At 39.2% G+C, this 23,624-nt stretch carries 21 protein-coding genes and 3 pseudogenes; 16 read left to right on the top strand and 8 right to left on the bottom strand.

From position 1 onward, the window contains the following. The 6 genes and pseudogenes from WBW42_RS00350 to WBW42_RS00325 form a co-directional block, all read left to right on the top strand. Positions 1-678 (top strand): DUF4391 domain-containing protein, encoded by a 678-nt coding sequence (locus WBW42_RS00350; RefSeq protein WP_284105120.1) that lies wholly within the window; start codon positions 1-3, stop codon positions 676-678. Between the two features lie 16 nt (positions 679-694). After that, a pseudogene (locus WBW42_RS00345) lies at positions 695-2,568 on the top strand (site-specific DNA-methyltransferase). Between the two features lie 12 nt (positions 2,569-2,580). Continuing rightward, a complete protein-coding gene (locus tag WBW42_RS00340) occupies positions 2,581-5,751 on the top strand; it encodes a type III restriction-modification system endonuclease (protein ID WP_284105119.1) in 3,171 nt (1,056 codons plus the stop codon). Between the two features lie 50 nt (positions 5,752-5,801). Beyond that, positions 5,802-6,665, top strand: coding sequence for a hypothetical protein (locus WBW42_RS00335; RefSeq protein WP_228158187.1), 864 nt, complete (start codon positions 5,802-5,804; stop codon positions 6,663-6,665). Between the two features lie 113 nt (positions 6,666-6,778). Further along, on the top strand, positions 6,779-7,771 hold the full coding sequence (locus WBW42_RS00330) for a Fic family protein (RefSeq protein ID WP_109104439.1): 993 nt from the start codon (positions 6,779-6,781) through the stop codon (positions 7,769-7,771). Between the two features lie 25 nt (positions 7,772-7,796). After that, positions 7,797-8,099, top strand: a pseudogene (locus tag WBW42_RS00325) (recombination directionality factor); the annotation flags it as partial. Here the strand turns inward: WBW42_RS00325 and WBW42_RS00320 are convergent. The 3 genes from WBW42_RS00320 to WBW42_RS00310 all read right to left on the bottom strand — a co-directional run bounded on the left by WBW42_RS00320 (position 8,089) and on the right by WBW42_RS00310 (position 10,207). Further along, complete coding sequence (locus WBW42_RS00320; RefSeq protein ID WP_002050931.1) at positions 8,089-8,373, bottom strand: putative quinol monooxygenase; 285 nt, start codon at positions 8,371-8,373, stop codon at positions 8,089-8,091. The pseudogene WBW42_RS00325 and the gene WBW42_RS00320 sit on opposite strands and share 11 nt — an antisense overlap. A gap of 20 nt (positions 8,374-8,393) precedes the next feature. Then, positions 8,394-9,392, bottom strand: coding sequence for a zinc-binding alcohol dehydrogenase family protein (locus WBW42_RS00315; RefSeq protein WP_086496149.1), 999 nt, complete (start codon positions 9,390-9,392; stop codon positions 8,394-8,396). A gap of 74 nt (positions 9,393-9,466) precedes the next feature. Beyond that, a complete protein-coding gene (locus tag WBW42_RS00310; protein ID WP_002050925.1) occupies positions 9,467-10,207 on the bottom strand; it encodes an SDR family oxidoreductase in 741 nt (246 codons plus the stop codon). Between the two features lie 135 nt (positions 10,208-10,342). Between WBW42_RS00310 and WBW42_RS00305 the strand changes: the two genes are divergently transcribed. Then, a complete protein-coding gene (locus WBW42_RS00305) occupies positions 10,343-11,242 on the top strand; it encodes a LysR family transcriptional regulator (RefSeq protein ID WP_284105151.1) in 900 nt (299 codons plus the stop codon). A gap of 14 nt (positions 11,243-11,256) precedes the next feature. On the opposite strand, the gene WBW42_RS00300 is transcribed toward WBW42_RS00305, so the two are convergent. Next, positions 11,257-12,273 carry a zinc-dependent alcohol dehydrogenase family protein gene (locus WBW42_RS00300; RefSeq protein WP_284105115.1) on the bottom strand — a complete coding sequence of 339 codons (1,017 nt, stop codon included), beginning with the start codon at positions 12,271-12,273 and terminating at the stop codon, positions 11,257-11,259. Continuing rightward, positions 12,263-13,258 carry a zinc-dependent alcohol dehydrogenase family protein gene (locus WBW42_RS00295; RefSeq protein WP_284105113.1) on the bottom strand — a complete coding sequence of 332 codons (996 nt, stop codon included), beginning with the start codon at positions 13,256-13,258 and terminating at the stop codon, positions 12,263-12,265. Before WBW42_RS00295 ends, WBW42_RS00300 begins: the two co-directional genes overlap by 11 nt. Before the next feature lie 467 nt (positions 13,259-13,725). On the opposite strand from WBW42_RS00295, the gene WBW42_RS00290 reads away from it, so the two are divergent. The 4 genes from WBW42_RS00290 to WBW42_RS00275 all read left to right on the top strand — a co-directional run bounded on the left by WBW42_RS00290 (position 13,726) and on the right by WBW42_RS00275 (position 16,830). Further along, positions 13,726-14,001: a metal/formaldehyde-sensitive transcriptional repressor gene (locus WBW42_RS00290; protein WP_001133624.1), complete on the top strand. Its 276-nt coding sequence runs from the start codon at positions 13,726-13,728 to the stop codon at positions 13,999-14,001. 21 nt (positions 14,002-14,022) lie between these two features. Continuing rightward, positions 14,023-15,135, top strand: a complete 1,113-nt coding sequence (locus WBW42_RS00285) for an S-(hydroxymethyl)glutathione dehydrogenase/class III alcohol dehydrogenase (protein WP_005105874.1) — start codon at positions 14,023-14,025, stop codon at positions 15,133-15,135. A gap of 228 nt (positions 15,136-15,363) precedes the next feature. Then, a complete protein-coding gene (gene fghA, locus WBW42_RS00280) occupies positions 15,364-16,194 on the top strand; it encodes an S-formylglutathione hydrolase (RefSeq protein ID WP_249571632.1) in 831 nt (276 codons plus the stop codon). Between the two features lie 333 nt (positions 16,195-16,527). Beyond that, positions 16,528-16,830 carry a putative quinol monooxygenase gene (locus WBW42_RS00275; RefSeq protein ID WP_002050969.1) on the top strand — a complete coding sequence of 101 codons (303 nt, stop codon included), beginning with the start codon at positions 16,528-16,530 and terminating at the stop codon, positions 16,828-16,830. An 84-nt stretch (positions 16,831-16,914) separates the two neighbouring features. Here WBW42_RS00275 and WBW42_RS00270 read toward each other — a convergent pair. Beyond that, positions 16,915-17,249 (bottom strand): annotated as a pseudogene (locus WBW42_RS00270) (IS3 family transposase); the annotation flags it as partial. A gap of 183 nt (positions 17,250-17,432) precedes the next feature. Here WBW42_RS00270 and WBW42_RS00265 point away from each other — a divergent pair. The 3 genes from WBW42_RS00265 (at position 17,433) to WBW42_RS00255 (ending at position 20,683) form a co-directional block, all read left to right on the top strand. Then, positions 17,433-18,590 (top strand): iron-containing alcohol dehydrogenase, encoded by a 1,158-nt coding sequence (locus WBW42_RS00265; protein ID WP_002050973.1) that lies wholly within the window; start codon positions 17,433-17,435, stop codon positions 18,588-18,590. Between the two features lie 85 nt (positions 18,591-18,675). Further along, the gene (locus WBW42_RS00260; protein ID WP_109104334.1) at positions 18,676-19,353 is read left to right on the top strand and encodes a type 1 glutamine amidotransferase domain-containing protein; all 678 of its coding nucleotides are present in this window, start codon (positions 18,676-18,678) and stop codon (positions 19,351-19,353) included. A 202-nt stretch (positions 19,354-19,555) separates the two neighbouring features. Further along, a complete protein-coding gene (locus tag WBW42_RS00255; protein ID WP_005071529.1) occupies positions 19,556-20,683 on the top strand; it encodes an alkene reductase in 1,128 nt (375 codons plus the stop codon). 83 nt (positions 20,684-20,766) lie between these two features. On the opposite strand, the gene WBW42_RS00250 is transcribed toward WBW42_RS00255, so the two are convergent. Beyond that, on the bottom strand, positions 20,767-20,997 hold the full coding sequence (locus WBW42_RS00250; protein ID WP_004796107.1) for a hypothetical protein: 231 nt from the start codon (positions 20,995-20,997) through the stop codon (positions 20,767-20,769). A 104-nt stretch (positions 20,998-21,101) separates the two neighbouring features. Further along, positions 21,102-21,710 carry a TetR/AcrR family transcriptional regulator gene (locus tag WBW42_RS00245; protein WP_017386623.1) on the bottom strand — a complete coding sequence of 203 codons (609 nt, stop codon included), beginning with the start codon at positions 21,708-21,710 and terminating at the stop codon, positions 21,102-21,104. Positions 21,711-21,849: 139 nt separating this feature from the next. Here WBW42_RS00245 and curA point away from each other — a divergent pair, with 139 nt between their 5' ends. Both curA and WBW42_RS00235 read left to right on the top strand, forming a co-directional pair. Next, positions 21,850-22,872, top strand: a complete 1,023-nt coding sequence (curA, locus tag WBW42_RS00240) for an NADPH-dependent curcumin/dihydrocurcumin reductase (protein ID WP_017386622.1) — start codon at positions 21,850-21,852, stop codon at positions 22,870-22,872. 16 nt (positions 22,873-22,888) lie between these two features. Beyond that, positions 22,889-23,527 (top strand): glutathione S-transferase family protein, encoded by a 639-nt coding sequence (locus tag WBW42_RS00235; RefSeq protein ID WP_284105110.1) that lies wholly within the window; start codon positions 22,889-22,891, stop codon positions 23,525-23,527. Positions 23,528-23,624 lie beyond the last annotated feature (97 nt).

The raw sequence follows: 23,624 nt of genomic DNA, 5'->3' as shown, positions 1-23,624 counted from the left end.
ATGAAGTTATATAAGTTTCCGCAGCAGGCTAAAGTGGATCGGTTAATTCCGAAAAATAAGTTTTATGAACAAGGAAAAGCCAATACCAAGATCGAACAGCTATTTGTTAATCAAGTGGAAAATATACGGTGGGCGTACAAGTTGGCTTCATCTACAATTCACCTCCAAGATCAGGAAGATTTGAAGGAAATTCAAATCTTTCGAGTGAAAAGTCGGGTTGAAGATTTAGATGTGTCAATACTATCTTTCATTGATAAACTCATTCTCACTCCAATTATTTTTGAAGTTGTTTATCAGGATAAAGTTAAAGTTGTTGCAACCTATAAGCGTTTGAATCAAGCAGACAAAACTAAAGCGGTGATAGGTCAATATTATGCTTCTGAGTGGCTAGAAGATCATGATCGTATTGAATTGCCGCTTTACTTAAAACTGGCTGATCTATATGAACATTTCATCGCACAGATATTGCCGATTGCATCAAGTAAAGATCAAGAAAACGATGATGAATCCGTTTCTATTGAACTTCAATTGCAAAAATCTCAACAGCTTGAAAGCTTGCAAAAGCAGCTTGATAAGCTGAAATCCAAGTTGAGAACTGAAAAACAGTTTAATCGTAAGGTTGAACTCAATAAGCATATTCATGCACTTGAATCTGATTTAAACAAATTAGTGAATTAAATATAAAGGTATATTGATGGACAAGTTAAAAATGCACTCACCCAATCTTGTGGATGCAAACATTGAAAAGATTTCAGCACTATTCCCAAACTGCATTACCGAAACCAAAGATGAAAATGGTGAATTAAAAAAAGCGGTAGATTTTGACTTGCTTAAACAAGAACTTTCACAAGTTTTGGTTGAAGGTGAGCAAGAACGCTATCGTCTTGATTGGGTGGGGAAAAAAGAAGCCATCTTAACGGCCAATGCTCCAATTGCAAAAACCTTGCGCCCATGCCGTGAAGAAAGCGTTAATTTTGATAAGACAGAAAACTTGTTTATCGAAGGTGATAACCTCGAAGCCCTGAAACTTCTGCAAGAGAATTACTTGGGTAAGGTCAAAATGATTTACATTGACCCGCCATATAACACGGGTAAAGATTTTGTTTACGAAGATGATTTTGCAGAAAGTACCGATGAGTTTTTTGAACGTTCGAATCAAGTAGATGAAGAAGGCAATCGCTTAATTGCGAATACTGAAACCAACGGACGTTTTCACTCTGACTGGCTCAGTATGATATAGGTCGTTTGAAATTAGCAAGAAATCTATTAAAAGATGATGGTGTAATATTCATTAGTATTGATGATAATGAACAAGATAATTTAAGAAAAATTTTAGATGAGGTTTTTGGAAGAAATAATTTTGTTGCTAACTTAATTTGGGAAAAAAAATTTGCGCCTCAAAATGATGCGAAATGGTTCTCTGAAAACCATGATCATATTTTATGTTATGCCAAAAATAAGAATGAGTTAAGTATAAAATTATTACCTAGAACATCTGAAATGAATGAGAGATATAAAAACTATGATAATGACCCTAGAGGAGTATGGATCTCTGATAATTTGTTACGTAAAGATTTACAAAAAACAGGTGTTTACACAATAACAACACCTAATGGTAATAAATATGATCCTCCATCTGGTAGAAGTTGGAGGGTTTCTGAATCTAAATTTCATGAAATGGCGAAAGACAATAGAATTTGGTTTGGTTCTGATGGTGGAAATGTCCCAAGAATTAAAAGATTTCTGACAGAGGTGCAAGACGGTATTAAATCTCAAACAATTTGGAAATTTAATGAGGTTGGACATAATCAAGAGGCTAGTCAAGAATTACGCAAATTATTTGATGGAGAATCTTATTTTGATACACCAAAACCCGTGAGATTGTTAAGTAGAATTATTTTTTTATCAACTCAGAAAGACGATATAGTTTTAGATTTTTTTGCAGGCTCTTCTACAACAGCCCATGCTGTTATGCAAATTAATGCAGAGGATGGCTGCGATCGAAAATTTATAATGGTTCAGCTACCTGAGCAAACAGATGAAAAATCTGATGCATATAAAGCTGGATATAATACAATTTCAGAGATTTCAAAAGAACGTATTCGTCGTGCAGGTAAAAAAATTTTAGAAGATAATGCTAATAAAGAAGGTATTGAAAACTTAGATATTGGGTTCCGAGTTCTAAAAATTGACACAACCAATATGAAGGATGTGTATTACACGCCAGATGCTTTAAAACAAGCCGATATTTTAGATTTAGCTGACCATATTAAAGCAGATCGTAGTTCTGAAGACTTATTGTTCCAAGTCATGTTGGATTGGGGGCTTGAGCTTTCATTGCCGATTGAACTTAAAACTGTTGCAGGAAAAGAAGTGTTCTATGTTGCAGGCAATAGTCTTGTCGCATGCTTTGATGATTTAACATTTGATGTGGTCGATGAAGTTGCCAAAGATCATCCTTTACGCTTCGTATCAGCAGAAAAAGCTATTCATCTGGACCATGATAAAACCAATATCAAAGAACGCTTTAAACAGCTCTCTCCTGATACTGAAGTGAAATTTCTTTAAGAGGGTTAGATAATGGAAATCCGTTTTAAAACCCTTGGTTATCAGAAAGATTCTGTACAAGCGATTGTGGATTGCTTTAAAGGACAACCACGTTCTGAAGGTCATCGTTATATGATCGACCAAGGTGCAGCTAAAGCTAAAAAAGCAACGGCACAGGTTGATATGCTTGAAGAAACCTTGGACTTACAAGGTGGCAAGGCTAAAAAAGTGATTGCCGATGTTGGTTTTGAGAATGCCCATATTTTTGATCTGCAAGCTGTACTAAAAAACATTCAGGAAGTACAAGCAGCAAGTGGATTACAAAGATCATCTCAATTGATCACGGATGATAATGGCAAAGGCAAGAATCTAACCAAAAGCCAATTAAACCTTGATATTGAAATGGAAACAGGTACAGGTAAGACCTATTGTTATATCCGTACCATGTTTGAACTGCATAAGCAGTATGGCTGGTCGAAATTTATTGTGGTCGTACCAAGCATTGCCATTCGAGAAGGTGTTTATAAAAGCCTAAATATGATGGCTGATCACTTTCAAGAACAGTACGGCAAAAAGGCCCGTTTCTTTATCTATGATTCCAAAGCATTACACCATTTGGAAAGCTTTAGCTCGAATGGTGGGATCAACGTCATGGTGATTAACGTTCAAGCCTTTAATGCCACAGGTAAAGATAACCGTCGTATCTATGATGAACTGGATGAATTCCAATCTCGTCGTCCAATTGATGTGATTAGTCGTAATCGTCCAATTTTGATCTTGGATGAACCGCAAAAAATGGGGGCGGATAAAACCCTAGAGTCTTTATCTAACTTCAACCCATTGTTTATTCTGCGCTATTCCGCGACACATAAGCGCAATTATAACCTTGTTTACCGTTTGGATGCTTTGGATGCCTATAACCAAAAACTTGTGAAAAAAATCACGGTTAAGGGTGTAGAAGTCCAAGGATTATCAGGAACACATGGCTATTTATATTTACAGGACATCATTGTATCTAAATCTGCACCTGTCGCTCGCCTAGAAGTTGAGATTGAAACCAAGAATGGTTTTAAACGTGAAGTAAGGAAGGTTAGTCAAGGTGATAACCTTTATGATATTTCCAATAAAGCTGAGCAATACAATGACCGTTATGTCGTTTCAGACATTGATGCACGAGATAACTCGGTGACTTTCTTAAATGGTACCAAAATTCATGTAGGTGAAGCATTGGGGCATGTTGATGAAAAGATCATGCGAACCATTCAGATCCGTGAAACGATTCGGGCACATATTCAAAAAGAACGCCAGTTATATAATCAAGGTATTAAAGTCTTGAGTCTTTTCTTCATTGATGAAGTGGCAAAATATCGTCAATATGATGAGGATAATAATCCTGTAGATGGCGAATACGTTCAAATTTTCAAGGAACAGTATCAACAGGTACTCAATGAAGTTCTGGATCTAAACTTAGAAAATGACCCATATTTTGACTATCTGAAAGCAATTGAGGTAGACCGTACTCACAACGGTTATTTCTCAATTGATAAGAAATCAAAACGTCTTGCCAATCCAGCAATTGATAAAAAAGCTGAAGAAGCTCAGGTATCCAATGATACAGACGCTTATGACCTGATTTTAAAAGATAAAGAACGCCTACTTTCCTTTGAAGAGCCAACTCGTTTTATATTCTCTCACTCAGCGTTACGGGAAGGTTGGGATAACCCGAACGTGTTTGTGATCTGTACTTTAAAGCATTCAGATAATGTAATTTCTCGTCGCCAAGAAGTTGGCCGTGGTATGCGCCTTGCAGTGAATAAATTTGGCGAACGTATGGATGCCAACCATTTCCAAGGGGCATTAGGAGAAATTCATAAACTGAATAATCTCACAGTTGTGACCAATGAAAGTTACAAAGAGTTTGTGTCGAATCTACAGTCAGAACTTTTGAGTTCTATTTCTACTAGACCAACACAAGCATCCGAAGAATATTTTAAAGGTAAAATCATTAAATTATCTAACGGCTCAAATATAGAAATAACAACAGAGATGGCGACAGAAATTTATCATCATCTTATTGCTGAAAAGTATATTGATACAAAGAAACAACTCACGCCAAAATATCACGAAGCGAAAGAGCAAGGTACGCTTGCTGAATTGCCTGAAAGTTTGGTGGCTTATACTGAGCAAATTCACAAGCTGATTGATGGGCTGTTTGATCCTAAAGCTTTGGAGGGTATGGCTGATAATGGCAATAAAAAGCTAACCAATACGATCAACCAAGCCAATTTAGAACGTAAAGAGTTTCAGGCTTTATGGTCTCGAATTAATCGAAAAGCGGTTTATCAGATTCATTTAGATTCTGAAAAACTCATTGAGCAAAGCATTAGTGCTGTTGAACGTACGGCTAAAGAGCGTAACAACAAATTTGTGGAAACGCTGAGTTATAAACTTGCGGAAGCAACGCAGAATGATGAATCCACCTATGAGCAAGTCAAAGCCAAAGAAATGTTTGGGAAGGTGACTTCAAAAACTGAGGTTGCGAATATTTCTATTCAGTCTCAAGTGACCTATGACCTGATTGGCAATATTGCTGATGATACAAATCTCACTCGTAAAACGGTTGCCCGTATCTTACAGGGAATTAACGCTGCGGTATTTGCACAGTTTAAGTTAAATCCAGAAGCTTTCATTCGTGAAATGAGTCGTATCATCAACGAACAGCAAGCAAAAATGGTCATTCAAGGACTGAAATATAATCCTTTAGATAGCACTTATCCTGACAATGAAATATTTGTAAGTAATGAGAATGTTCCATTACAGGCATACAAGGCAGAGCGTCATATTTGGGATTATGTAGTCACCGACTCTGATAATGAGCGTAAATTTGTTGAGGAGTTGGATGGTGCAGATGAGGTGGTCGTCTACGCTAAACTCCCTGATCGCTTCCATATCCCTACACCTTTTGGTAGCTATAACCCTGACTGGGCAATTGCTTTCAATAAGGATAAAGTGCGCCAAATCTATTTCGTTGCAGAAACTAAAGGCTCAATGCTAGACAGTGACCTAAGGGAAAAAGAGAAACGTAAAATTGACAGTGCTAAAAAGTTCTTCGCTACTTTAAATCAAGAAAATCAATCATTGGGCGATGAAGTGAAATATTCTGTGATTGATAGTTTTGGTAGTTTGATGAACTTAGTGAAATAAGCAATCGAAAGTCTATGACTAAGTCATAGACTTTCTTTTACGAGGAAATTATGGGCTTTTTTGATATGTTGTTTTCTGGCATTGGGTCTTTATTCAATGCAGCAGTGAGCGTAGTTTCTGAAGTCGTTTCTACAGTCAAAACCTATTTCACGGCAAAAGAAATCGTGACAAAGACTGTCTACGATGAACGAGACAAAAAACAAGATCAAATACATGAGCTTAATCAAGAAATTCAATTTTTGCGTAGAAAATTGAGTGAAGCAGGACGTATTACTGAACAACAACGTAAAAGGCTGTATGAGCTTGATGAGGAAAGAAATTTTCTAAAACAAGGCATTAAAAGTGATAGTCAAATTATTGCTGCTGATAGATTTCAACAGAATGAAAATAATATTCATAAAGTTGATATTGATCTAGAAACAACCCATGTCCTTCAATGGAATGCTTTTGCAGATACCATGGCAAAGACATGCCCTAAATGTCAAAGACCTATGAAATTACAGTGGGCACGTAATTTAGTTCATGTTAATCCACAAGATTTCTATTGGGGATGTACAGGTTGGTATTTTAATAATAAACAGGTTCCTTTATGTGAATATCGTGAAAATTTATCTCAACAAGACTTAGCATTAATGACAGATACATCTGTACCTGAATTTAGTCTTTCAGCTCAAGACTTCAATATTATTCTTCAGGATCAGAGTACTTCAGAAAGTATTATAGAACGTATGGATGATTTACAGTCTGATCTAAGGTATAAAAAGCAAGGTGTTAACATTGTTTGTTGCCCAATGCATGCCGAACCGATGACTTTGCAAAAGAAAAAAATGGAGTTGGGCTGTTGGATCAATATTATTTACGTTGTCCTCATTGGGCACCTAATGATCAAGGGTGTCCTTATACAGAGAAGCTAAAATCAGGTTCACAATTGGTAGCTTTGTTAAAGCACCAGACAGGTACGGGGATACTATAGGCTTTAACGGTAAACGAAAAGTTTTAATTGAAATGCTTAATTATTGAGAACGAAATGAAATATCAACCGCCTTATACCATCACTTCAAAAATCATTCATCTGATTGCACAGATCAGTGAGAATATAGGGCGCTTGACTGTTTTAAAGGAAATCCAAGATAGCCTAAAACTACGTAAAGCCAATCGTATTCGTACCATTCAAGGCTCTCTAGCAATAGAAGGAAATACCCTTAGTACAGAGCAAATCACGGCGATCCTTAATGGTAAAACAGTGATTGCACCTCCGAAAGAAGTACAGGAAGTGCGTAATGCCATTAAAGCTTATGAAGCATTTCAGCAGTGGCAACCAAGCCAAGAAAAAGACCTATTACAAGCGCACCAAATTTTAATGACAGGCTTGATTGATGAAATTGGTCAATATCGTCATGGTGGCGTAGGCGTGATGTCAGGTGATCGAGTGGTACATATGGCTCCACCTGCAAATCAAATTAATCGACTGATGGTTGACTTACTTGATTGGTTAAATGATAGCGAAGTGCATCCTCTTATCCAAAGTTCAGTATTTCACTATGAGTTTGAATTCATTCATCCATTTGCGGATGGCAATGGTCGCATGGGAAGGCTATGGCAAACTTTAATATTAAGCAGATGGAATCCAATCTTTGCTAATATTCCTGTTGAGAGTTTGATCTATCAAAATCAAAAAGCCTACTATGAGGCTTTGCAAGTAAGTACAGACCGAACAGATTCAGCCCCATTTATAGAATTCATCTTACAGATGATTTTAGATGCCATTCTTAGTTCAACTGATACCGCTCAAGATAGCGGTCATGCTACCGCTCAAGCTGGCGATCATGTTCAACGTTTAATTTCAGCAATGAAGCAAGGAGACTATACTTTCGCTGAGTTGATGCAATTGGTCGGGTTGACTCATCGAGCAACGTTCCAAAAGAATTACTTGAATCCTGCCATAGAAGCTGGCTTGATTGAGCGTACTATTCCAGATAAACCGAAAAGTCCGAAACAAAAGTATAGATTAAAAAGATAACAATACTTTCAATTGTGGATAAATCCCCTATGGGTGCTTGTATATGAATTTGGATGACTCAGATGAATTTGGGACCTTCATCTTTAGAACCCCTGGCTTTAATAGTAACCGAACCTTGGCTACACGATTGAGTTACTACAGTGCAGCTTCAGGAGGCTTACTGTCGTGCCTACCATTGCAACTCACTTTAAGAGACAAAAGCACCACACAAAGCTATCGCCAACCTGTGTATTACGTGGATCTAACTTTACGGGAGGGTATTGGCCTGAATGATACCATTACTCAGGCCAAGCAAATTGATGAAAAGAGCAAGAAGGCTATATTTTTTTGATTTCTATAATATCACTTGATTCAATTAGCGATTGGATATTACCAAATAAACTTTGAATATAATCAGAGGCTATATGGATATCTAAATCCTCCCTGCTACGCCATTCTTCTAAGAAGAAATATCTACTCGAGTCATTTTCGCTAATATAAAGCTCATATTTCAAGCATCCTTCTTCTTGAAGCGTAGGCTCTATTACACTTTTTAAAAGCGCTTCTAACTTCTCTTTTTGATCTGATTTTGCCTTAAAGTTCGCAATTACTGAAATAGTCATTATTTCACCTTTAATTTGTTTTAGAAGTTTTCTAGTACAATTTTGCCTTTTGATTTACCTGATTCAAGCAACTTATGCGCCTTCTCCAAGTTTGAAGCGTTAATTTTGCCTAGATTTTGGTTGAGGGTACTTCTAATTTTTTGCTGGTCAACTAATTGGGCAACCTGTTGCAACAGATTACCTTGCTTTTCCATATCATCGGTTTCATACATTGAACGAGTGAACATCAACTCCCAATGGATAGAAATAGATTTAGTCTTAAACGGCATAATATCAAATGTTCGTGGATCATCGATCAATCCAAGCTTGCCTTGTGGTGCAATTACAGAAACTATTTGCTTGATATAGGTGTCTGTATGATTTGTAGAGAATACGTATTTTGGTTTTGCAATGCCTAGTGTCTCGATTTGTGCATTTAAATCTTTGCTATGATCAATGACATGGTCGGCACCCAATGATTTTACCCAAGATTTCGTTTCTTCACGTGAAGCTGTTGCTATAACGGTCAGATTTGTTTTTGCTTTTAGGAGTTGAATAGCGATTGATCCTACACCACCTGCACCACCAATAATTAAAATACTGCCAACTTCTGTTTCTGAAATTTGAAACCGATCAAACAGCATTTCCCATGCCGTTATTGCAGTTAATGGCAATGCTGCTGCTTCTGCATTAGATACTGTAATTGGTTTAAGACTGATAATTCGTTCATCGACTGCTTGAAACTCAGCATTACTACCATCTCGGGTTAAATCGCCAGCATACCAAACAGACTCTCCTACTTTAAACGAGGTAACTTTTGGGCCAACTTCGATAATTTCCCCAACGGCATCCCAACCTAAAATACGATTATTTGCTTCAGACGAATTTTTTCTCACTTTGGTATCAACTGGATTCACAGAGATTGCCTGAACTTTTACCAGTACATCACGCTCCTTAAGTGTAGGCTTCGCTTTTTCAATATCTACCAATGAATTTTTAAAATCATCATGATTATTTATAACATACGATACGGCTTTCATAGATTTGTCCACAACTTTAAAAAAAATAGAGTAAAAATGGAAGCGAAGTGCTCCCATTTTATGTTATTCAATAATTAAAACTCTTGGCTCGTTGGGCGCAAAACAATTTCATTAATATCTACATCCGCAGGCTGTTCAATTGCATAAGCAATTGCTCGAGCGACTGAGTCAGCTGGTATGGCTTGTCTGTAGAAATCAGTAACAAACTCTGAACTTTCTTTATGAGAAGAACCAAATTTTAGTTCTGACTCAACTGCACCAGGCTCAATAGTAGTCGTTCTAATTGTTCCCCCAACCTCATGACGAAGGCCTTCAGAGATGGCTCTTACAGCAAACTTAGTACCGCTATAAACAGTACCTCCTGGACTAAATACTTTTATCCCTGCAACAGATGCGAGATTAATAAAGTGTCCAAAGTTTTGTTTTTGGAAAACAGGTAGGGTAGCTGCTATACCATAAAGAACACCTTTAATATTAATGTCGATCATACGATCCCATTCATCAACTTTTAGCTCACTTAATGGTGCAATAGACATTAATCCAGCATTGTTTACCAATACATCGATTTGACCAAATGCGCTTAATGCCTTTTCAATAAGTGCTTGTACTTCATGTGGTTTGGTTATATCCATACCAATAAATTCAGCTTGACCACCTTCAGCACGAATGTCGTGAACAATAGCCTGTAATTTTTCAGTACGTCTAGCACCAAGTACAACCTTTGCACCTTTTTTAGCAAGTAAGCGAGCAGTAGCCTCACCTAAACCACTACTTGCACCAGTGATAACAATAACTTTATTTTCTATATTATTCATACAAGTAACCTTCAACCTATCTGTCAATCATATTTGATGGATTAAGTATTACAGCCTTGTTAGGTATAATAAATGAATAATATTATCTTTCAGAATTCCTATTTACGGAATAATTACCAGAACACAGGATTGGACATGCAGAACAAATTGGAAATGATGCGTATCTTTTGTGTCGCAGCAGAGTCTCGAAATTTTAAAGAGGCAGCAACTCAGCTGGGTATTTCCCCACAGGTCGTGACACGGGCAATACAAGAGCTAGAAGAGCAGCGCGGAGAGATTCTGTTTTACAGAAGTACGCGACAAATTAAAATTACCGCTGATGGTGAGCGTCTGGCAAAGCAAGCACGTCTTGCGGTGGAATCGATCGATGCTTTGCTTGTAAAAGACACCAAGGAAAAACGAGATGAAATGCGTGGGACTGTCCGTCTTACTGTGTCGTCTGTGTTAGGGCGTAAATTGGTAGTACCTGCACTAGCAGAATTTGCCATACGTTATCCAGATATTGTCGTGGATTGTGTGCTCACAGATTCACACTCGGATGTGATCGATGAGCGAATAGATATCGGGATCAGATTTGGATTTTTGCCGGACAATCGATATGTGGCAAGGGAATTGGCGAAAGTGAACTTTTATTCTGTGGGTACGCCAGAGTTAATTGATAAGGTTGGAATGCCCAAAAAAATTATTGACCTAGATAAATACCCTCTAACAGCATTAGTCGATCATAAAACAGGACGTTACTGGCCATGGACATTCACCGAAAGTCGAAGCTTTACGCCATCAAAGCCCCGTTTTATTACAGATGATTTAGAAGCTGAATTTCAAGCTATTCTCGCTGGCGTTGGATTCGGACACATGCCTGGATTTCTAGTTTTGCCGTGGCTTAGGAGTGGTAAGCTCATTCAGATACTTCATGAGGAAACCTCTCCCGTTTGGCGCCTGTATTTATATCGTCCACAGCGGGGCCCGACACCTTTGCGAATCCGAGCATTGTTTGATTACTTAGTGGAAGTGCTGGGCCATATAGAAACCTGAATCAGATAAGACCATCATGTATCTAGAGTAACTACAATTTTTCCTATTTGCTGATTTGATTCAAGATAGCGCTGAGCGTCATGCATGTCCTCAAAGTTAAAGCAACGGTCGATCACTGGACGAAGATATCCTGCACCTATACTGCTAAGAATAAATCGTCTGGCTTGCTCCCTTAGAACAGGGTCATGCAGAACCTCAAGGAACAAAAAACCTCGCATGGTTAAGCTCTTGCGTAATGCAACTTTAAGGGGAAAAGGTGTGATCTCAGGGCTAAGTGCACCATGCATAACCATCGTTCCTCCTACAGACATCGCTTTGGCAATCTGTTCAATATGAGGTCCTCCTACAGCATCGAAGGCGACATCAAGATGTTCTCCACCTAAACGTAAAACAAGCGCCTCATACAAATCTGGTTCATCTTCACTGGCTATAACATTTTTAACACCGAGATCCAGTAAACGTTGCTTTTTCTCTATCGTCTGTGTACTTGCAATGACCTTAGCACCCGCTGCTTCAGCTATCTGTATCGCAGCTAGTCCTACGCTACTTGAAGCTGCTGTGATCAAGATCGTTTTGCCTTTCGAAACTCCACCAGCATGGATTACACCACCCCAAGCCGTCAAATACTGCATCCAGATTGAAGAAGCTTCTTCCCAGCTTAAACTATCGGGTTTGTGAACTAAAAAAGTTTCTGGAATCAGAAGCTTGTCCGCATATGTCCCATATTTGGCTAGATTGTCAGTCGGAAGAATCGATACTGCATCTCCTGGAGAAAATTGGCGTACACCTTCACCTATCGCCAGAACTACGCCTGCTCCCTCATATCCCAGACGAGAGGGGAATACTGCCTTTTGAATATAAGTACCACGCCGAAACATCACATCAGCCCGGTTGAGTCCGATCGTTTTCATCTGGATTAGAACTTCTCCTGCGGCTGGTAAAGCAACAGGAAGTGTTTCTAATGTCAGAACATCTGTATCTCCAATAGAATTGAAGCGCCAAGTCTTGGCCTGAAGTGCGTTAAATGACATCAATCACGACCTTAATATTGGCAGAGCGATCTTGAACAGCATCATGAGCCTCAATCGCTTGGTCTAGAGTAAAATGACGAGGATCAACAAGAGGACGCAGTTTACCTTCCTCAACGAGACGAGTAGCGATCTTAAGGACATCACCATGATGAGAACGGCGATTGCCTGTTAACATCGGCAATAGGACGAATACGCCAGACAGTGTGGCACACCGTAGAGATGAACTCGCTAAATTATGATTACCAAATGCAGCACAGCTGGTAATGTGGCCATAGTGAGTTGTCATGGAAAGTGAAGCTTCTAGTACTGGACCACCCACAGTGTCGTAAACAATGTTAAAACCTTGACCCTCAGGGCTTGCAGCAATAATGTCATCGGAAGATGCTGTTGTGTAATCGAGAGGTGTTGCACCGAGTTCTGAAATCAGTGATTGATCAGCTGTACGACCAGTCGCCCAAACATTTGCATCAAGTGCTTTTGCAAGCTGAACCACCATATAACCAACGCCACCAGCACCACCCTGAACCAGTACAGTTTGACCTGGTTGGACCTTCGCATGATCCACTAAACCTTCCCAAGCGGTGAGGAACGTCAATGGTAGTACTGCTGCCTCGCGCATAGAGATATTCCGTGGCTTTAATGCGATCAGATCAGCATCTGCTACAACATATTCTGCTAAAGATCCTTGAAGACCACGAACGCCACCTATCAGACCGTAAACTTCATCTCCGACGTTGAAGTCGGTGACACCTTCACCAACAGCAGTGACAACCCCAGCCATATCTGTTCCCAACACGGCAGGAAGCTCTGGCATAGCATATGGTGCTTCACCAAGACGAATTTTATAATCAATAGGGTTTACACCACTAGCATGAATACGTACCAGAACTTGCCCAGCCTCAGGGTGAGGTATAGGGAGTTCTACACGTTTAAATTCATGATCACCAAAATTTTCTAAGATAAGAGCATTCATCATCTTATTCATAATTGTTCCTTATTTTTAACTGGGGGATGATGTGCACAGTACCAAAGTTAATTAATCCAATAAATGATATTTATAGGATTTAATAATTCCTAAATAATGAATAATAAATATCATCCGCTCACTAAAAATATTCTAGTACAGTCTGTAAAGGCAGTTTAATCTAAACTGTCGGTAGTATTTTCAAGGCTTGAAATATTCAAAATATCTACAAAGTGGCTAAAAGTTGGAAACATAATTCTAAAAGGTCCCAGCATTACAAAGAACATGAGCCAAAATAAAAATGGGAGCTAAAAGTCCCATTTTTTTTGTGACTTTCGCATAAGCTCTATGATGTTAATTTAAAAAAACTAAAAACAGGGATAGAAAATTTTCGCTAAAGATCTTTTTAATTTTCGATTTATAAAAATTATTGCTTTTTTTATACTATGGGGTACTATAGTATTAATGCTAGCAAATAAGGAGGTCTGATGCCGAATCAGGTTGAAGACAAAAAAAAGATTCTTCTACGCGTCAGAAAGATCAAAGGTCAGACGCAAGCGATTGAAAAAGCGTTAGAAGACAATGTGGAATGTGGTGCAATTCTGCAACAAATATGCTCTGTGCGTGGTGCTATTAATGGTTTAATGAATGAAATGTTGGAGGTTCATTTAAAGGACACATTAGTATCAGGTGAAACCACAGAACAACAACGAAAAGAAGAATTGGCTGAAATCGCCAAGATTCTAAAATCATATTTAAAGTAGATCTGTATAAGGAATTATTCCATGAAGTCACGTGCTGCCGTTGCGTTTGGTCCTGGTCAACCTCTTCAAATTGTTGAAGTTGATGTTGCACCACCGAAGAAAGGTGAAGTATTAATCAAGATCTCCCATACCGGTGTGTGTCATACAGACGCATTTACTTTATCTGGCGATGATCCTGAAGGTGTTTTTCCGGCTATTCTCGGGCATGAAGGTGCTGGTGTCGTAGTTGAGGTTGGTGAAGGCGTGACTAGCGTCAAACCAGGTGATCATGTAATTCCACTTTACACCGCTGAATGTGGCGAGTGCGTATTCTGTAAATCTGGAAAATCGAACTTGTGTATTTCCGTTCGCGAAACTCAAGGTAGAGGCGTAATGCCAGATGGTACCACTCGTTTTTCCTATAATGGTCAACCGATTTACCACTATATGGGCTGCTCAACGTTCAGTGAATATACGGTAGTGGCAGAAGTATCATTGGCTAAAATTAATCCTGAAGCCAATCACGAACATGTCTGCTTACTGGGTTGTGGTGTCACAACGGGTATCGGTGCAGTACACAACACGGCTAAAGTACAAGAAGGTGATAGTGTTGCGGTCTTTGGTTTAGGTGGTATTGGTCTGGCAGTCGTACAAGCCGCACGTCAAGCTAAAGCAGGGCGTATTATTGTGGTTGACATGAATCCAGATAAATTTGCGCTGGCAAAAGAGTTTGGTGCAACGGACTTCTTGAACCCTAAAGATTACGATAAACCAATCCAGCAAGTCATTGTCGAAATGACTGGCTGGGGTGTAGATCATTCATTTGAATGTATTGGTAACGTGAATGTGATGCGTGCAGCTCTTGAAAGTGCACACCGTGGCTGGGGACAATCCGTAATTATTGGTGTAGCTGGCGCAGGTCAGGAAATCTCTACCCGTCCATTCCAACTGGTTACTGGTCGTAGATGGTTAGGTTCTGCCTTTGGTGGGGTAAAAGGTCGTACGCAACTTCCAGGAATGGTTGAAGATGCCATGAAAGGTAAAATTCAATTAGAACCATTTGTGACACATACGATGGGCTTGGATCAGATCAATGAAGCCTTTGATCTAATGCATGAAGGTAAGTCAATTCGTACTGTAATTCATTACGAATAATTCCGTCAGACCTTATAGTTTTCCATGCATGTGCATCATGAATGGCATGCATGGAATCCTCTAAAACGGCACATTATCTGTAAAACCGATCTATCTATGTAGGCATCGTGTATAGGTTCAATAAACCTGCCTACATTTTAAATCTTAATCACTATTCTCTGTGGAGAATGTCAGACTCTTTGTTTACTCGATTTCTCATGAAGTCTTGCTCAACATAGGTAATTGATTATGGAAATAATTGAGAAACATGCTTCTTTTGGTGGATCGCAAGAAGTGTATCGCCATCAGTCAATAGCACTAAACTGTTCAATGAAATTCTCAATATATCTGCCACCTCATGACAAAGATGAGCGGTTGCCAGTTTTATATTGGTTATCAGGACTGACTTGCAACGAACAGAACTTTATTACTAAAGCTGGAGCACAAAAGTATGCGGCTGAACATAAAGTCATTATTGTTGCACCAGATACCAGCCCACGTGGAGAGGATGTACCAGATCATGAAGATTATGATTTAGGCCAAGGTGCAGGATTCTATGTAAATGCAACACAAGCACCCTGGTCACAGCATTTCAAAATGTATGATTATATTGTGGAGGAGCTCAGAAATCTGATTGACCTGAATTTTCCGACCAATCAAGTCCAAAGTATTATGGGGCATAGCATGGGTGGTCATGGTGCATTAGTAATTGGTTTAAAAAACCCTGAGCTGTATAAAAGTATTTCTGCTTTTGCACCAATTGTTGCGCCTAGCCAAGTACCTTGGGGAAAAAAGGCTTTTACACACTACCTAGGTGAAACCGAAACTTTATGGAAAAGCTATGATGCGATTGAATTAATCAAAAACGCTGAAGTTCATTTACCTATTTTAGTCGATCAGGGAACAGCTGATGATTTTCTTGAAGAACAGTTAAGACCTAAGCTTCTTAGTGATATTTGTTTGGAACAAGAATATCCTCTGACACTTAACCTAAGAGAAGGGTATGACCATAGCTATTACTTTATTGCGAGCTTTATAGAGAAACATATAGAGTTTCACAGCAAATTCCTAGCTAAATAACTTTCATAGATATGAGGATGTACATGTTGTTCTTGAATGCTTCTTGAGCAATATAATCATCCAGATGAAGAGGTCAGCTTATAAATCTAAGGTAGAGTCAATTGATCCTTATATAACTAAGATTGAATTTAATCATCTCATATCTTGATTTTTTGATTCAAATGTTAATGATATTAACTTGAATAAATTCATAGCATTATGTCGAAATAAAAACCTAAATTTTGGCTCAGCTATGGGATGTTTTTTAACTTTTATACAACAAAACTTTCTGACATGCATACATTGGCAATGACAGAATCAGTTTGAATTCTAATCAATTGTGGAGTTTTAGTCATGCTTAAAACAGCTTTATATGTCCGTCTTGAAGCTAAACCAGGTAAAGAAGACGAAGTGGAAGCTTTCCTTAAAGGCGGTTTACCAATCGTAATGGAAGAACCTGCGACAGTTGCGTGGTTCGGCCTACGTCTTGGACCTACAACATTTGGTATTTTTGATGCATTTCCTGATGAGGCGGGTCGCCAAGCACATTTATCTGGCAAGGTTGCAGCTGCTTTGATGGCTCAGGCCGATGATCTATTTTCAGAGCCACCGTCTATTGAGAAAGTAGATGTTTTGGCGAGTAAACTACCAGGTTAAACCGACGCTTAAATGTATGAGGGTGCTGCCTGAAATTTTGAATGAAAGGCAGCACTTCAACCCTGTGAGGTTTGTCAGAGGCTTTTATTCAAGTTGTCCTACTTTATTTATTGGTTTAATCCCATCATTTAAATGGGTCAATATCCAAAACAGGGCAGGGTAAATAAACGAATGCAACTATTTACATGCTTTATATTGAACCAATCTATCTAATTTACTGTCGCATTTGTACATCTGCTAAACCGTGCCAAACTGCTTTTAAAATATTCAATCATCGCTATTTTGTATGAGCCATTCACTGTTTTAGCCAATGCGTTCACGACCATGTCAGTAGTCAAGCGTGTTGATACCTTCCATTCAACAATCGCTCGTGAAAATACATCAATAATAAAAGTGGTATAGAACAAGCCTGAATGTGTTTAACCATCACTCAAGTCGGTAAGCTGAAATAATTTTTATAAAAATAGACGACTGGTCTATTTTTATGTATAGTTAGCACATGGTGCAGTCAAAAGCCGCAGTGTTGTCCAATTTTTTAAAGTTTATTTGATGAATAACGGTGGTTTTTCAAATCAATTAGCTGATCATCCTAGGATAAAAATATGCTGAATTTTAACTTTTATAATCCGACCCGCATTATTTTTGGTGGCGATACAATAGCTAAAATCAATGACTATGTGCCTACAGAAGCAAAAGTATTAATGTTGTTTGGTGGTGAAAGTGCACGTAAGAATGGTACTTTAGCTGAAGTGCGTGAAGCATTAGGTGCAAGAGAAATTCATGAATTTGGCGGAATTGAGCCGAATCCGAGTTATGAAACCCTCATGAAAGCTGTAGAGCTGATTCGTGAACAAAAGATTGATTTCTTGATGGCTGTCGGTGGTGGATCGGTAATTGATGGTACTAAATTTATTGCAGCAGCAGTCAATTATACAGGGGATGCATGGGAAATTTTAGAAACCCATGGTACTAAAATTACTCAAGCTTTGCCTTTTGCGAGTGTACTCACCCTTCCGGCAACTGGTTCAGAAATGAATAGCGGTGGGGTAGTCACCAGAAAATCGACCCAAGCCAAATTGTCATTTAGCAGCCCCTATGTTTTTCCGCAATTTTCCGTACTGGATCCGAATAAAACTTTTAGCTTGCCGACGCGCCAATTAGCAAATGGCGTAGTCGATGCATTTGTTCATGTCATGGAACAGTACTTAACTTACCCTGTCAATGCACAAGTACAAGATCGTTTTGCCGAAGGTCTATTGCAAACTCTGATTGAGATTGGACCGAAAATCTTGGACGATTCAGCAGATTATGACACGCGTGCGGATTTGATGTGGGCTGCTAGCATGGCACTGAATGGGCTAATTGGAGCTGGTGTACCACAAGATTGGTCAACCCATTTGATTGGGCATGAGCTCACGGCTTTACATGGTATTGATCATGCTCGTACCTTAGCCATTGTGTTGCCGGCCAATCTACAAGTGCGTCGTCAAGAGAAGCGAGAAAAATTACTACAGTATGCAGCTCGAGTCTGGCAGATTGTCGAAGGTGATGAAGAACAACGTATTGATACTGCTATTGCTCATACTCTAGCCTTCTTTGAGCAACTTGGATTGCCGACCCGTCTTAGCGATTATGGACTGGGGGAGACAGATATTGAGATCATCATTACGCAACTTAAATCACACAATCTTACACAGCTAGGCGAACATAAAAATGTTTCATTAGAGATCAGTCGCCAAATTCTCGAGGCGAGCATCTAAATAAGCGTATCTGTCATGGTCACGATACACGACAAGTGATCATGCAACAATGCTCCTCAATCCTGAAAATTATCGGAGAAATAACATGAAAATTTTAATCGTTTTAACCTCACATGATCAACTTGGCAATACTGGTAAGAAAACAGGTTTTTGGCTAGAAGAACTTGCTGCACCGTATTACACCTTTATTGACTCTGGTGCTGAAGTTACGCTGGCGTCGCCTCAAGGTGGGCAGCCACCATTAGATCCGAAAAGTAATTTGGCCGATGCGCAAACTGAAACCACTCATCGTTTTGAAGCTGATCCAACTGCAATGCAAGCATTGGCACAGACGCATAAACTTAGCGAAATTTCTGTAGCTGATTATGATGCAGTGTTTTATCCAGGCGGGCATGGCCCATTGTGGGATTTAGCAGAAGATCCGATTTCAATTTCTCTGATTGAACAGGCGATTCAGTCTGGCAAACCTGTTGCAGCAGTGTGTCATGCCCCAGGTGTTCTTCGTCATGTGAAAGCAAGTAATGGAGCGCCTTTAGTCAGAGGTAAATTGGTGACTGGTTTTACCAATACTGAGGAGGAGGCTGTAGGTTTGACTAAAATTGTACCATTTTTAGTTGAAGACATGCTTAAAGAAAACGGTGGTCATTATTCTAAAGTAGATGATTGGCAAGTACATGTTCAAGTAGATGGCTTGCTGGTTACTGGACAAAATCCAGCCTCTTCTGCTGCAACCGCTACAGCATTACTTCAATTGTTGAAATAAAGAGTAGCTAGTGTCTGTTGTGGTGCTTTGCAGTGAATAAAACTTCTGACTTTGAGCAACTGGCGCAACAAGCAAAATAATCGTCACTTAATGGTGAAGGGCCTGAGTGAATAGCTTTCCTTCCTTTATTTTTCTATATACAGGAAGGAAGGTTATTTTTTAATTTAGATCAATTAAGCCATGATGACTTGGATACAATAAAATGAAAGCCAGCAAACTTTTTCAAAACTTAAGCTTAGGCCCTTATGTTTTGCAAAACCGTATTGTATTGCCACCATTAACGCGGTCGCGCAGTACTCAGCCAGGGAATATTCCAAATGAACTGATGGCAACCTATTATCAACAGCGTGCCGGGGCAGGATTTATGGTCACCGAAGGTACGCAAATCGAGCCACGTGGTCAAGGCTATGCTTGGACTCCCGGTATTTACAGCCCTGAACAGATTGCTGGATGGTGTAAAGTGACGGAAGCAGTGCATGCTAAAGGAGGCATTATTTTTGCACAACTTTGGCATGTTGGGCGTGTTTCACATACATCTTTGCAACCCGATCATGCATCACCGGTCGCGCCTTCGGCTATTAGGGCTGATAGTAATGTTAAAGTCTTTATTGAGACCGGGCCCAATGCGGGGGCCTTGGCTGATCCTTCAATGCCACGTGCTTTAAGCAATGCAGAAGTTAAAGAATTAGTGCAACTCTATGCTCAAGCAGCGCGTAATGCCTTGGCTGCTGGTTTTGATGGAGTTGAAATTCATTGTGCAAATGGTTATTTGGTGAACCAATTTATCTCTGCACATAGTAACCATCGTGAAGATGAATATGGTGGATCACTAAACAATCGTTTGCGTTTTTTACGTGAAGTAGTAGAGGCAGTTGCTGAGGTGGTTGGTGCAGATCGTTTAGGAGTGCGTTTTGCCCCGCTATTTGAAAGTACAGAGGAAGATCGTGTTTACATGGGGTTGGTTGAAGATGATCCACATGTCACTTATATTGAGGCAATAAAGATACTTGAAGAAGTTGGGATTGCCTATTTATCTATTGCAGAAGCTGATTGGGATAATGCACCAGAACTTCCTCATGATTTTCGTAAAGATGTCAGAGACACTTTCAGTGGTCGGATTATTTATGCAGGTCGATATACGGCAGAAAGAGGGACTCGAATTTTAGAGGCAGGTCTGGCCGATTTAATTGCATTTGGACGCCCATTTATTGCGAATCCAGATTTACCCGATCGTATCGCCAATGGCTGGCCATTGAATGCAGTAGATGCAAGCACTATGTATGGTGGGACGGAAAAAGGCTATATTGATTATCCAGCTTACGCAGATTAATATTGACTTAATGAGTTATTTTGCCAACCTTTGTGGTTGGCAAAATAACGACTTAGGATTGCTGTTGCCAGCACAATTTCTTCTTAAAACAAATTCTTAAAATTTTTTAGCCGTGTAATGAGCCAACCTGCCAGTGGGAAAGAAATCAGTTGCGTTACTGGCACTAATACTATGACTTCAATCAACACCATCATCGGGAAACTTTGATGATGAGTAATTGGCTTTAATAAAGTGAGTACCAGTAATAGTGTGGGATATAAGCCTAAATATCCGACTAAAATACGAGTCATGAGGGCTTTAGAAGGAGAATTCATTGTGCGCTATACTCATGGATTGTAAATTGATCTAATAACAACACATTAATAAGTAATCATTGGGCTGCTGTCATTAATTATGTAATTGATATTTAATCTAATTTTTAAGAAACTTCACTTTTTAATAGAAATTTAGTTGCTCTCAGAGCTTGATGTAATGGTGTTTTATCTTTTTGCAACTTACTCAATAATGCTGCACCTAACCACATTTGGTAAAGTACTTGTGCCAAAGTCGAGGCCTCAGTATCTGCTTGGATAGACTGATCCTGTTTTCCCAAATCAATTAAACCAGCAATACGCTCGATTACATCATCCACGCCAGCGGACATAATGGAGCGCATATCTTCAGATAGATCGGCAACTTCTGCGGCAAGTTTCACAATTAAACAACTATCCGCCCAACCACACTGTGTTTCAGGATCTTCTATCCATAAATTAAAATACTCAATCAGCTTTTGATAAGGAGATTTATCGCTACGCCATACATCATTTAAACAGACTTGGTAATTATCCACATAATGCTGTACCAATTCACATCCGAAAGCTTCCTTGGATTGGAAATAATGATAAAATGAGCCTTTGGGGATCTCACAGCTCTGTAAAATTTCCTGTAATCCTACACCAGTAAAACCTTTATGCAAAATCAGGTCTGAACTGGTGTTAAGAATGTGTAAGCGCTTCGCTTCAGACTTTTTAATAGGATTAGGCTTCATATTAATTATTTACTCTATTATAAAAAATAGACCAGTCGTATTGTTTTTTATTATAACTCCTCTACAATGGATGTAAAGAAATTTTAATCATAATTTTTGATTGTGAAGAGAAATACTTCCAAATAAAACATGGAGTTATATGTGTGAAACAGTTATTAATCAACGCATCGTTTTAGCTAAACGGCCAGTGGGTGAGCCAAAACACAGCGATTTTCGTATTGAGCAAGTTGAACTCAATGAACTTAAACAAGGCGAGATATTGTTAAAAACCATTTACTTGTCACTCGATCCTTATATGCGTGGTCGCATGAGTGATGCTCCTTCATATGCAGCACCGGTTGAAATTGGCGAAGTGATGGTCGGTGGAACAGTCAGTCAAGTGATGGCCTTTAAAAACCCAAAATTCAAAGAAGGCGAGTGGGTTCTTTCCGGAAATGGCTGGCAGGGCTACGCAATTTCTAATGGGTCTGCCTGTCAAAGCTTAGGTATGCAACCTGAACATCCATCTTGGGCATTGGGTATTTTGGGAATGCCAGGATTTACTGCTTATATGGGGTTGTTGGACATTGGTCAGCCTAAAGCCGGTGAAACTTTAGTCGTTGCAGCTGCAATGGGACCTGTGGGTGCTACGGTTGGACAGATTGGCAAAATTAAAGGTTGTCGCGTGGTTGGCGTCGCAGGTGGGGCTGAAAAATGCCGTTATGCAGTAGAAGAACTCGGCTTCGATGCTTGTATCAATCATCATGATGAAAATTTTGCAGAACAATTACAACAAGCAGTTCCCACCGGTATTGATATTTATTATGAGAATGTAGGGGGTAAAGTGTTTGATGCGGTATGGCCATTGCTTAACTCTGCGGCACGTGTACCGGTGTGTGGTGTGGTTTCCCAGTATAACGCTACCGAGCAAGCACAAGGGCCAGACCGTTTACCGGGCTTTATTTCCACCCTTTTAAAAAAGCGTATTCGCATGCAAGGCTTTATTATTTTTGATGATTATGGCAGTCAGTATCCGGAATTCAATCAGCAAATGTCTGACTGGTTGAAAGACGGAAAAATCAAATATAAAGAGCATATGGTGCAAGGTTTAGATAACACGATCAATGCTTTCAATGGTATGTTAAAAGGCGAAAACTTTGGCAAAGTGGTTGTAAAAATTTGAAAAAATAGGAATTATTATGATTACACTACATCATTTAGATCAATCACGTTCTTTTCGCATTTTGTGGTTACTTGAAGAAATCAAGCAGCCCTATGAGCTGAAACGCTATTATCGTGACTCAAGCACGCATTTGGCCCCTGAATCTTTAAAAACCATCCATCCTTTAGGGAAATCTCCAGTATTGGAATGGGATGGCAAAGTTATTGCAGAGTCAGGCGCAATCGTTGAGTTATTAATTCAGAAACTTGCGCCGCATTTAGCACCAGATATGGATGAACCTACCTATGTCGATTATCTACAGTGGATTCATTTCTCAGAAAGCTCTGCCATGCTGCCATTTTTGTTGAAAACGTTTAATGCGATAGAAACTAAGCAGGGTACGAAGTTGGTATTTCTAGAAAATTATACTCAAGTTGAGTTCGATAAAGTATTTGGCTATTTAAATGAATATTTAAAAGATAAAGAATTTCTAGTGGCAGACCGTTTAACCGGTGCTGACTTTATGATGGGCTTTGGACTACATGCTTTAGTTTATCATATGGGACAAGGTGAAAATTATCCCCATATCCAACGTTATGTAGCAGGTTTAAGCCAACTACCTAGCTGGCAAGCCGCAGTACAAATTGAACAAAATGGTGTGAAAAGTCAAAAATAGCAAGATTGTTTTTAAAGGCAATGGAGAATAAGAATCATAATTGACAAGTACATCTGGTTATAAAATAAGCTGACACTTATTTAAAGTAAACGCCTGA

The organism is Acinetobacter sp. LT1, assembly GCF_059800965.1.
This window is presented reverse-complemented; position numbering and strand designations above follow the sequence as displayed.

What these genes read in the sequence shown, in the direction of transcription:
- WBW42_RS00315 (WP_086496149.1), bottom strand. Translation starts at nt 9,392, where the DNA reads ATGAAAGCCGTATCGTATGTTATAAATAATCATGATGATTTTAAAAAT.
- curA (WP_017386622.1), top strand. Translation starts at nt 21,850, where the DNA reads ATGTGTGAAACAGTTATTAATCAACGCATCGTTTTAGCTAAACGGCCA.
- WBW42_RS00290 (WP_001133624.1), top strand. Translation starts at nt 13,726, where the DNA reads ATGCCGAATCAGGTTGAAGACAAAAAAAAGATTCTTCTACGCGTCAGA.
- WBW42_RS00320 (WP_002050931.1), bottom strand. Translation starts at nt 8,373, where the DNA reads ATGACTATTTCAGTAATTGCGAACTTTAAGGCAAAATCAGATCAAAAA.
- WBW42_RS00255 (WP_005071529.1), top strand. Translation starts at nt 19,556, where the DNA reads ATGAAAGCCAGCAAACTTTTTCAAAACTTAAGCTTAGGCCCTTATGTT.
- WBW42_RS00250 (WP_004796107.1), bottom strand. Translation starts at nt 20,997, where the DNA reads ATGAATTCTCCTTCTAAAGCCCTCATGACTCGTATTTTAGTCGGATAT.
- WBW42_RS00340 (WP_284105119.1), top strand. Translation starts at nt 2,581, where the DNA reads ATGGAAATCCGTTTTAAAACCCTTGGTTATCAGAAAGATTCTGTACAA.
- WBW42_RS00245 (WP_017386623.1), bottom strand. Translation starts at nt 21,710, where the DNA reads ATGAAGCCTAATCCTATTAAAAAGTCTGAAGCGAAGCGCTTACACATT.
- WBW42_RS00275 (WP_002050969.1), top strand. Translation starts at nt 16,528, where the DNA reads ATGCTTAAAACAGCTTTATATGTCCGTCTTGAAGCTAAACCAGGTAAA.
- WBW42_RS00335 (WP_228158187.1), top strand. Translation starts at nt 5,802, where the DNA reads ATGGGCTTTTTTGATATGTTGTTTTCTGGCATTGGGTCTTTATTCAAT.
- WBW42_RS00310 (WP_002050925.1), bottom strand. Translation starts at nt 10,207, where the DNA reads ATGAATAATATAGAAAATAAAGTTATTGTTATCACTGGTGCAAGTAGT.
- WBW42_RS00235 (WP_284105110.1), top strand. Translation starts at nt 22,889, where the DNA reads ATGATTACACTACATCATTTAGATCAATCACGTTCTTTTCGCATTTTG.
- WBW42_RS00285 (WP_005105874.1), top strand. Translation starts at nt 14,023, where the DNA reads ATGAAGTCACGTGCTGCCGTTGCGTTTGGTCCTGGTCAACCTCTTCAA.
- WBW42_RS00300 (WP_284105115.1), bottom strand. Translation starts at nt 12,273, where the DNA reads ATGTCATTTAACGCACTTCAGGCCAAGACTTGGCGCTTCAATTCTATT.
- WBW42_RS00260 (WP_109104334.1), top strand. Translation starts at nt 18,676, where the DNA reads ATGAAAATTTTAATCGTTTTAACCTCACATGATCAACTTGGCAATACT.
- fghA (WP_249571632.1), top strand. Translation starts at nt 15,364, where the DNA reads ATGGAAATAATTGAGAAACATGCTTCTTTTGGTGGATCGCAAGAAGTG.
- WBW42_RS00330 (WP_109104439.1), top strand. Translation starts at nt 6,779, where the DNA reads ATGAAATATCAACCGCCTTATACCATCACTTCAAAAATCATTCATCTG.
- WBW42_RS00295 (WP_284105113.1), bottom strand. Translation starts at nt 13,258, where the DNA reads ATGAATAAGATGATGAATGCTCTTATCTTAGAAAATTTTGGTGATCAT.
- WBW42_RS00305 (WP_284105151.1), top strand. Translation starts at nt 10,343, where the DNA reads ATGCAGAACAAATTGGAAATGATGCGTATCTTTTGTGTCGCAGCAGAG.
- WBW42_RS00265 (WP_002050973.1), top strand. Translation starts at nt 17,433, where the DNA reads ATGCTGAATTTTAACTTTTATAATCCGACCCGCATTATTTTTGGTGGC.
- WBW42_RS00350 (WP_284105120.1), top strand. Translation starts at nt 1, where the DNA reads ATGAAGTTATATAAGTTTCCGCAGCAGGCTAAAGTGGATCGGTTAATT.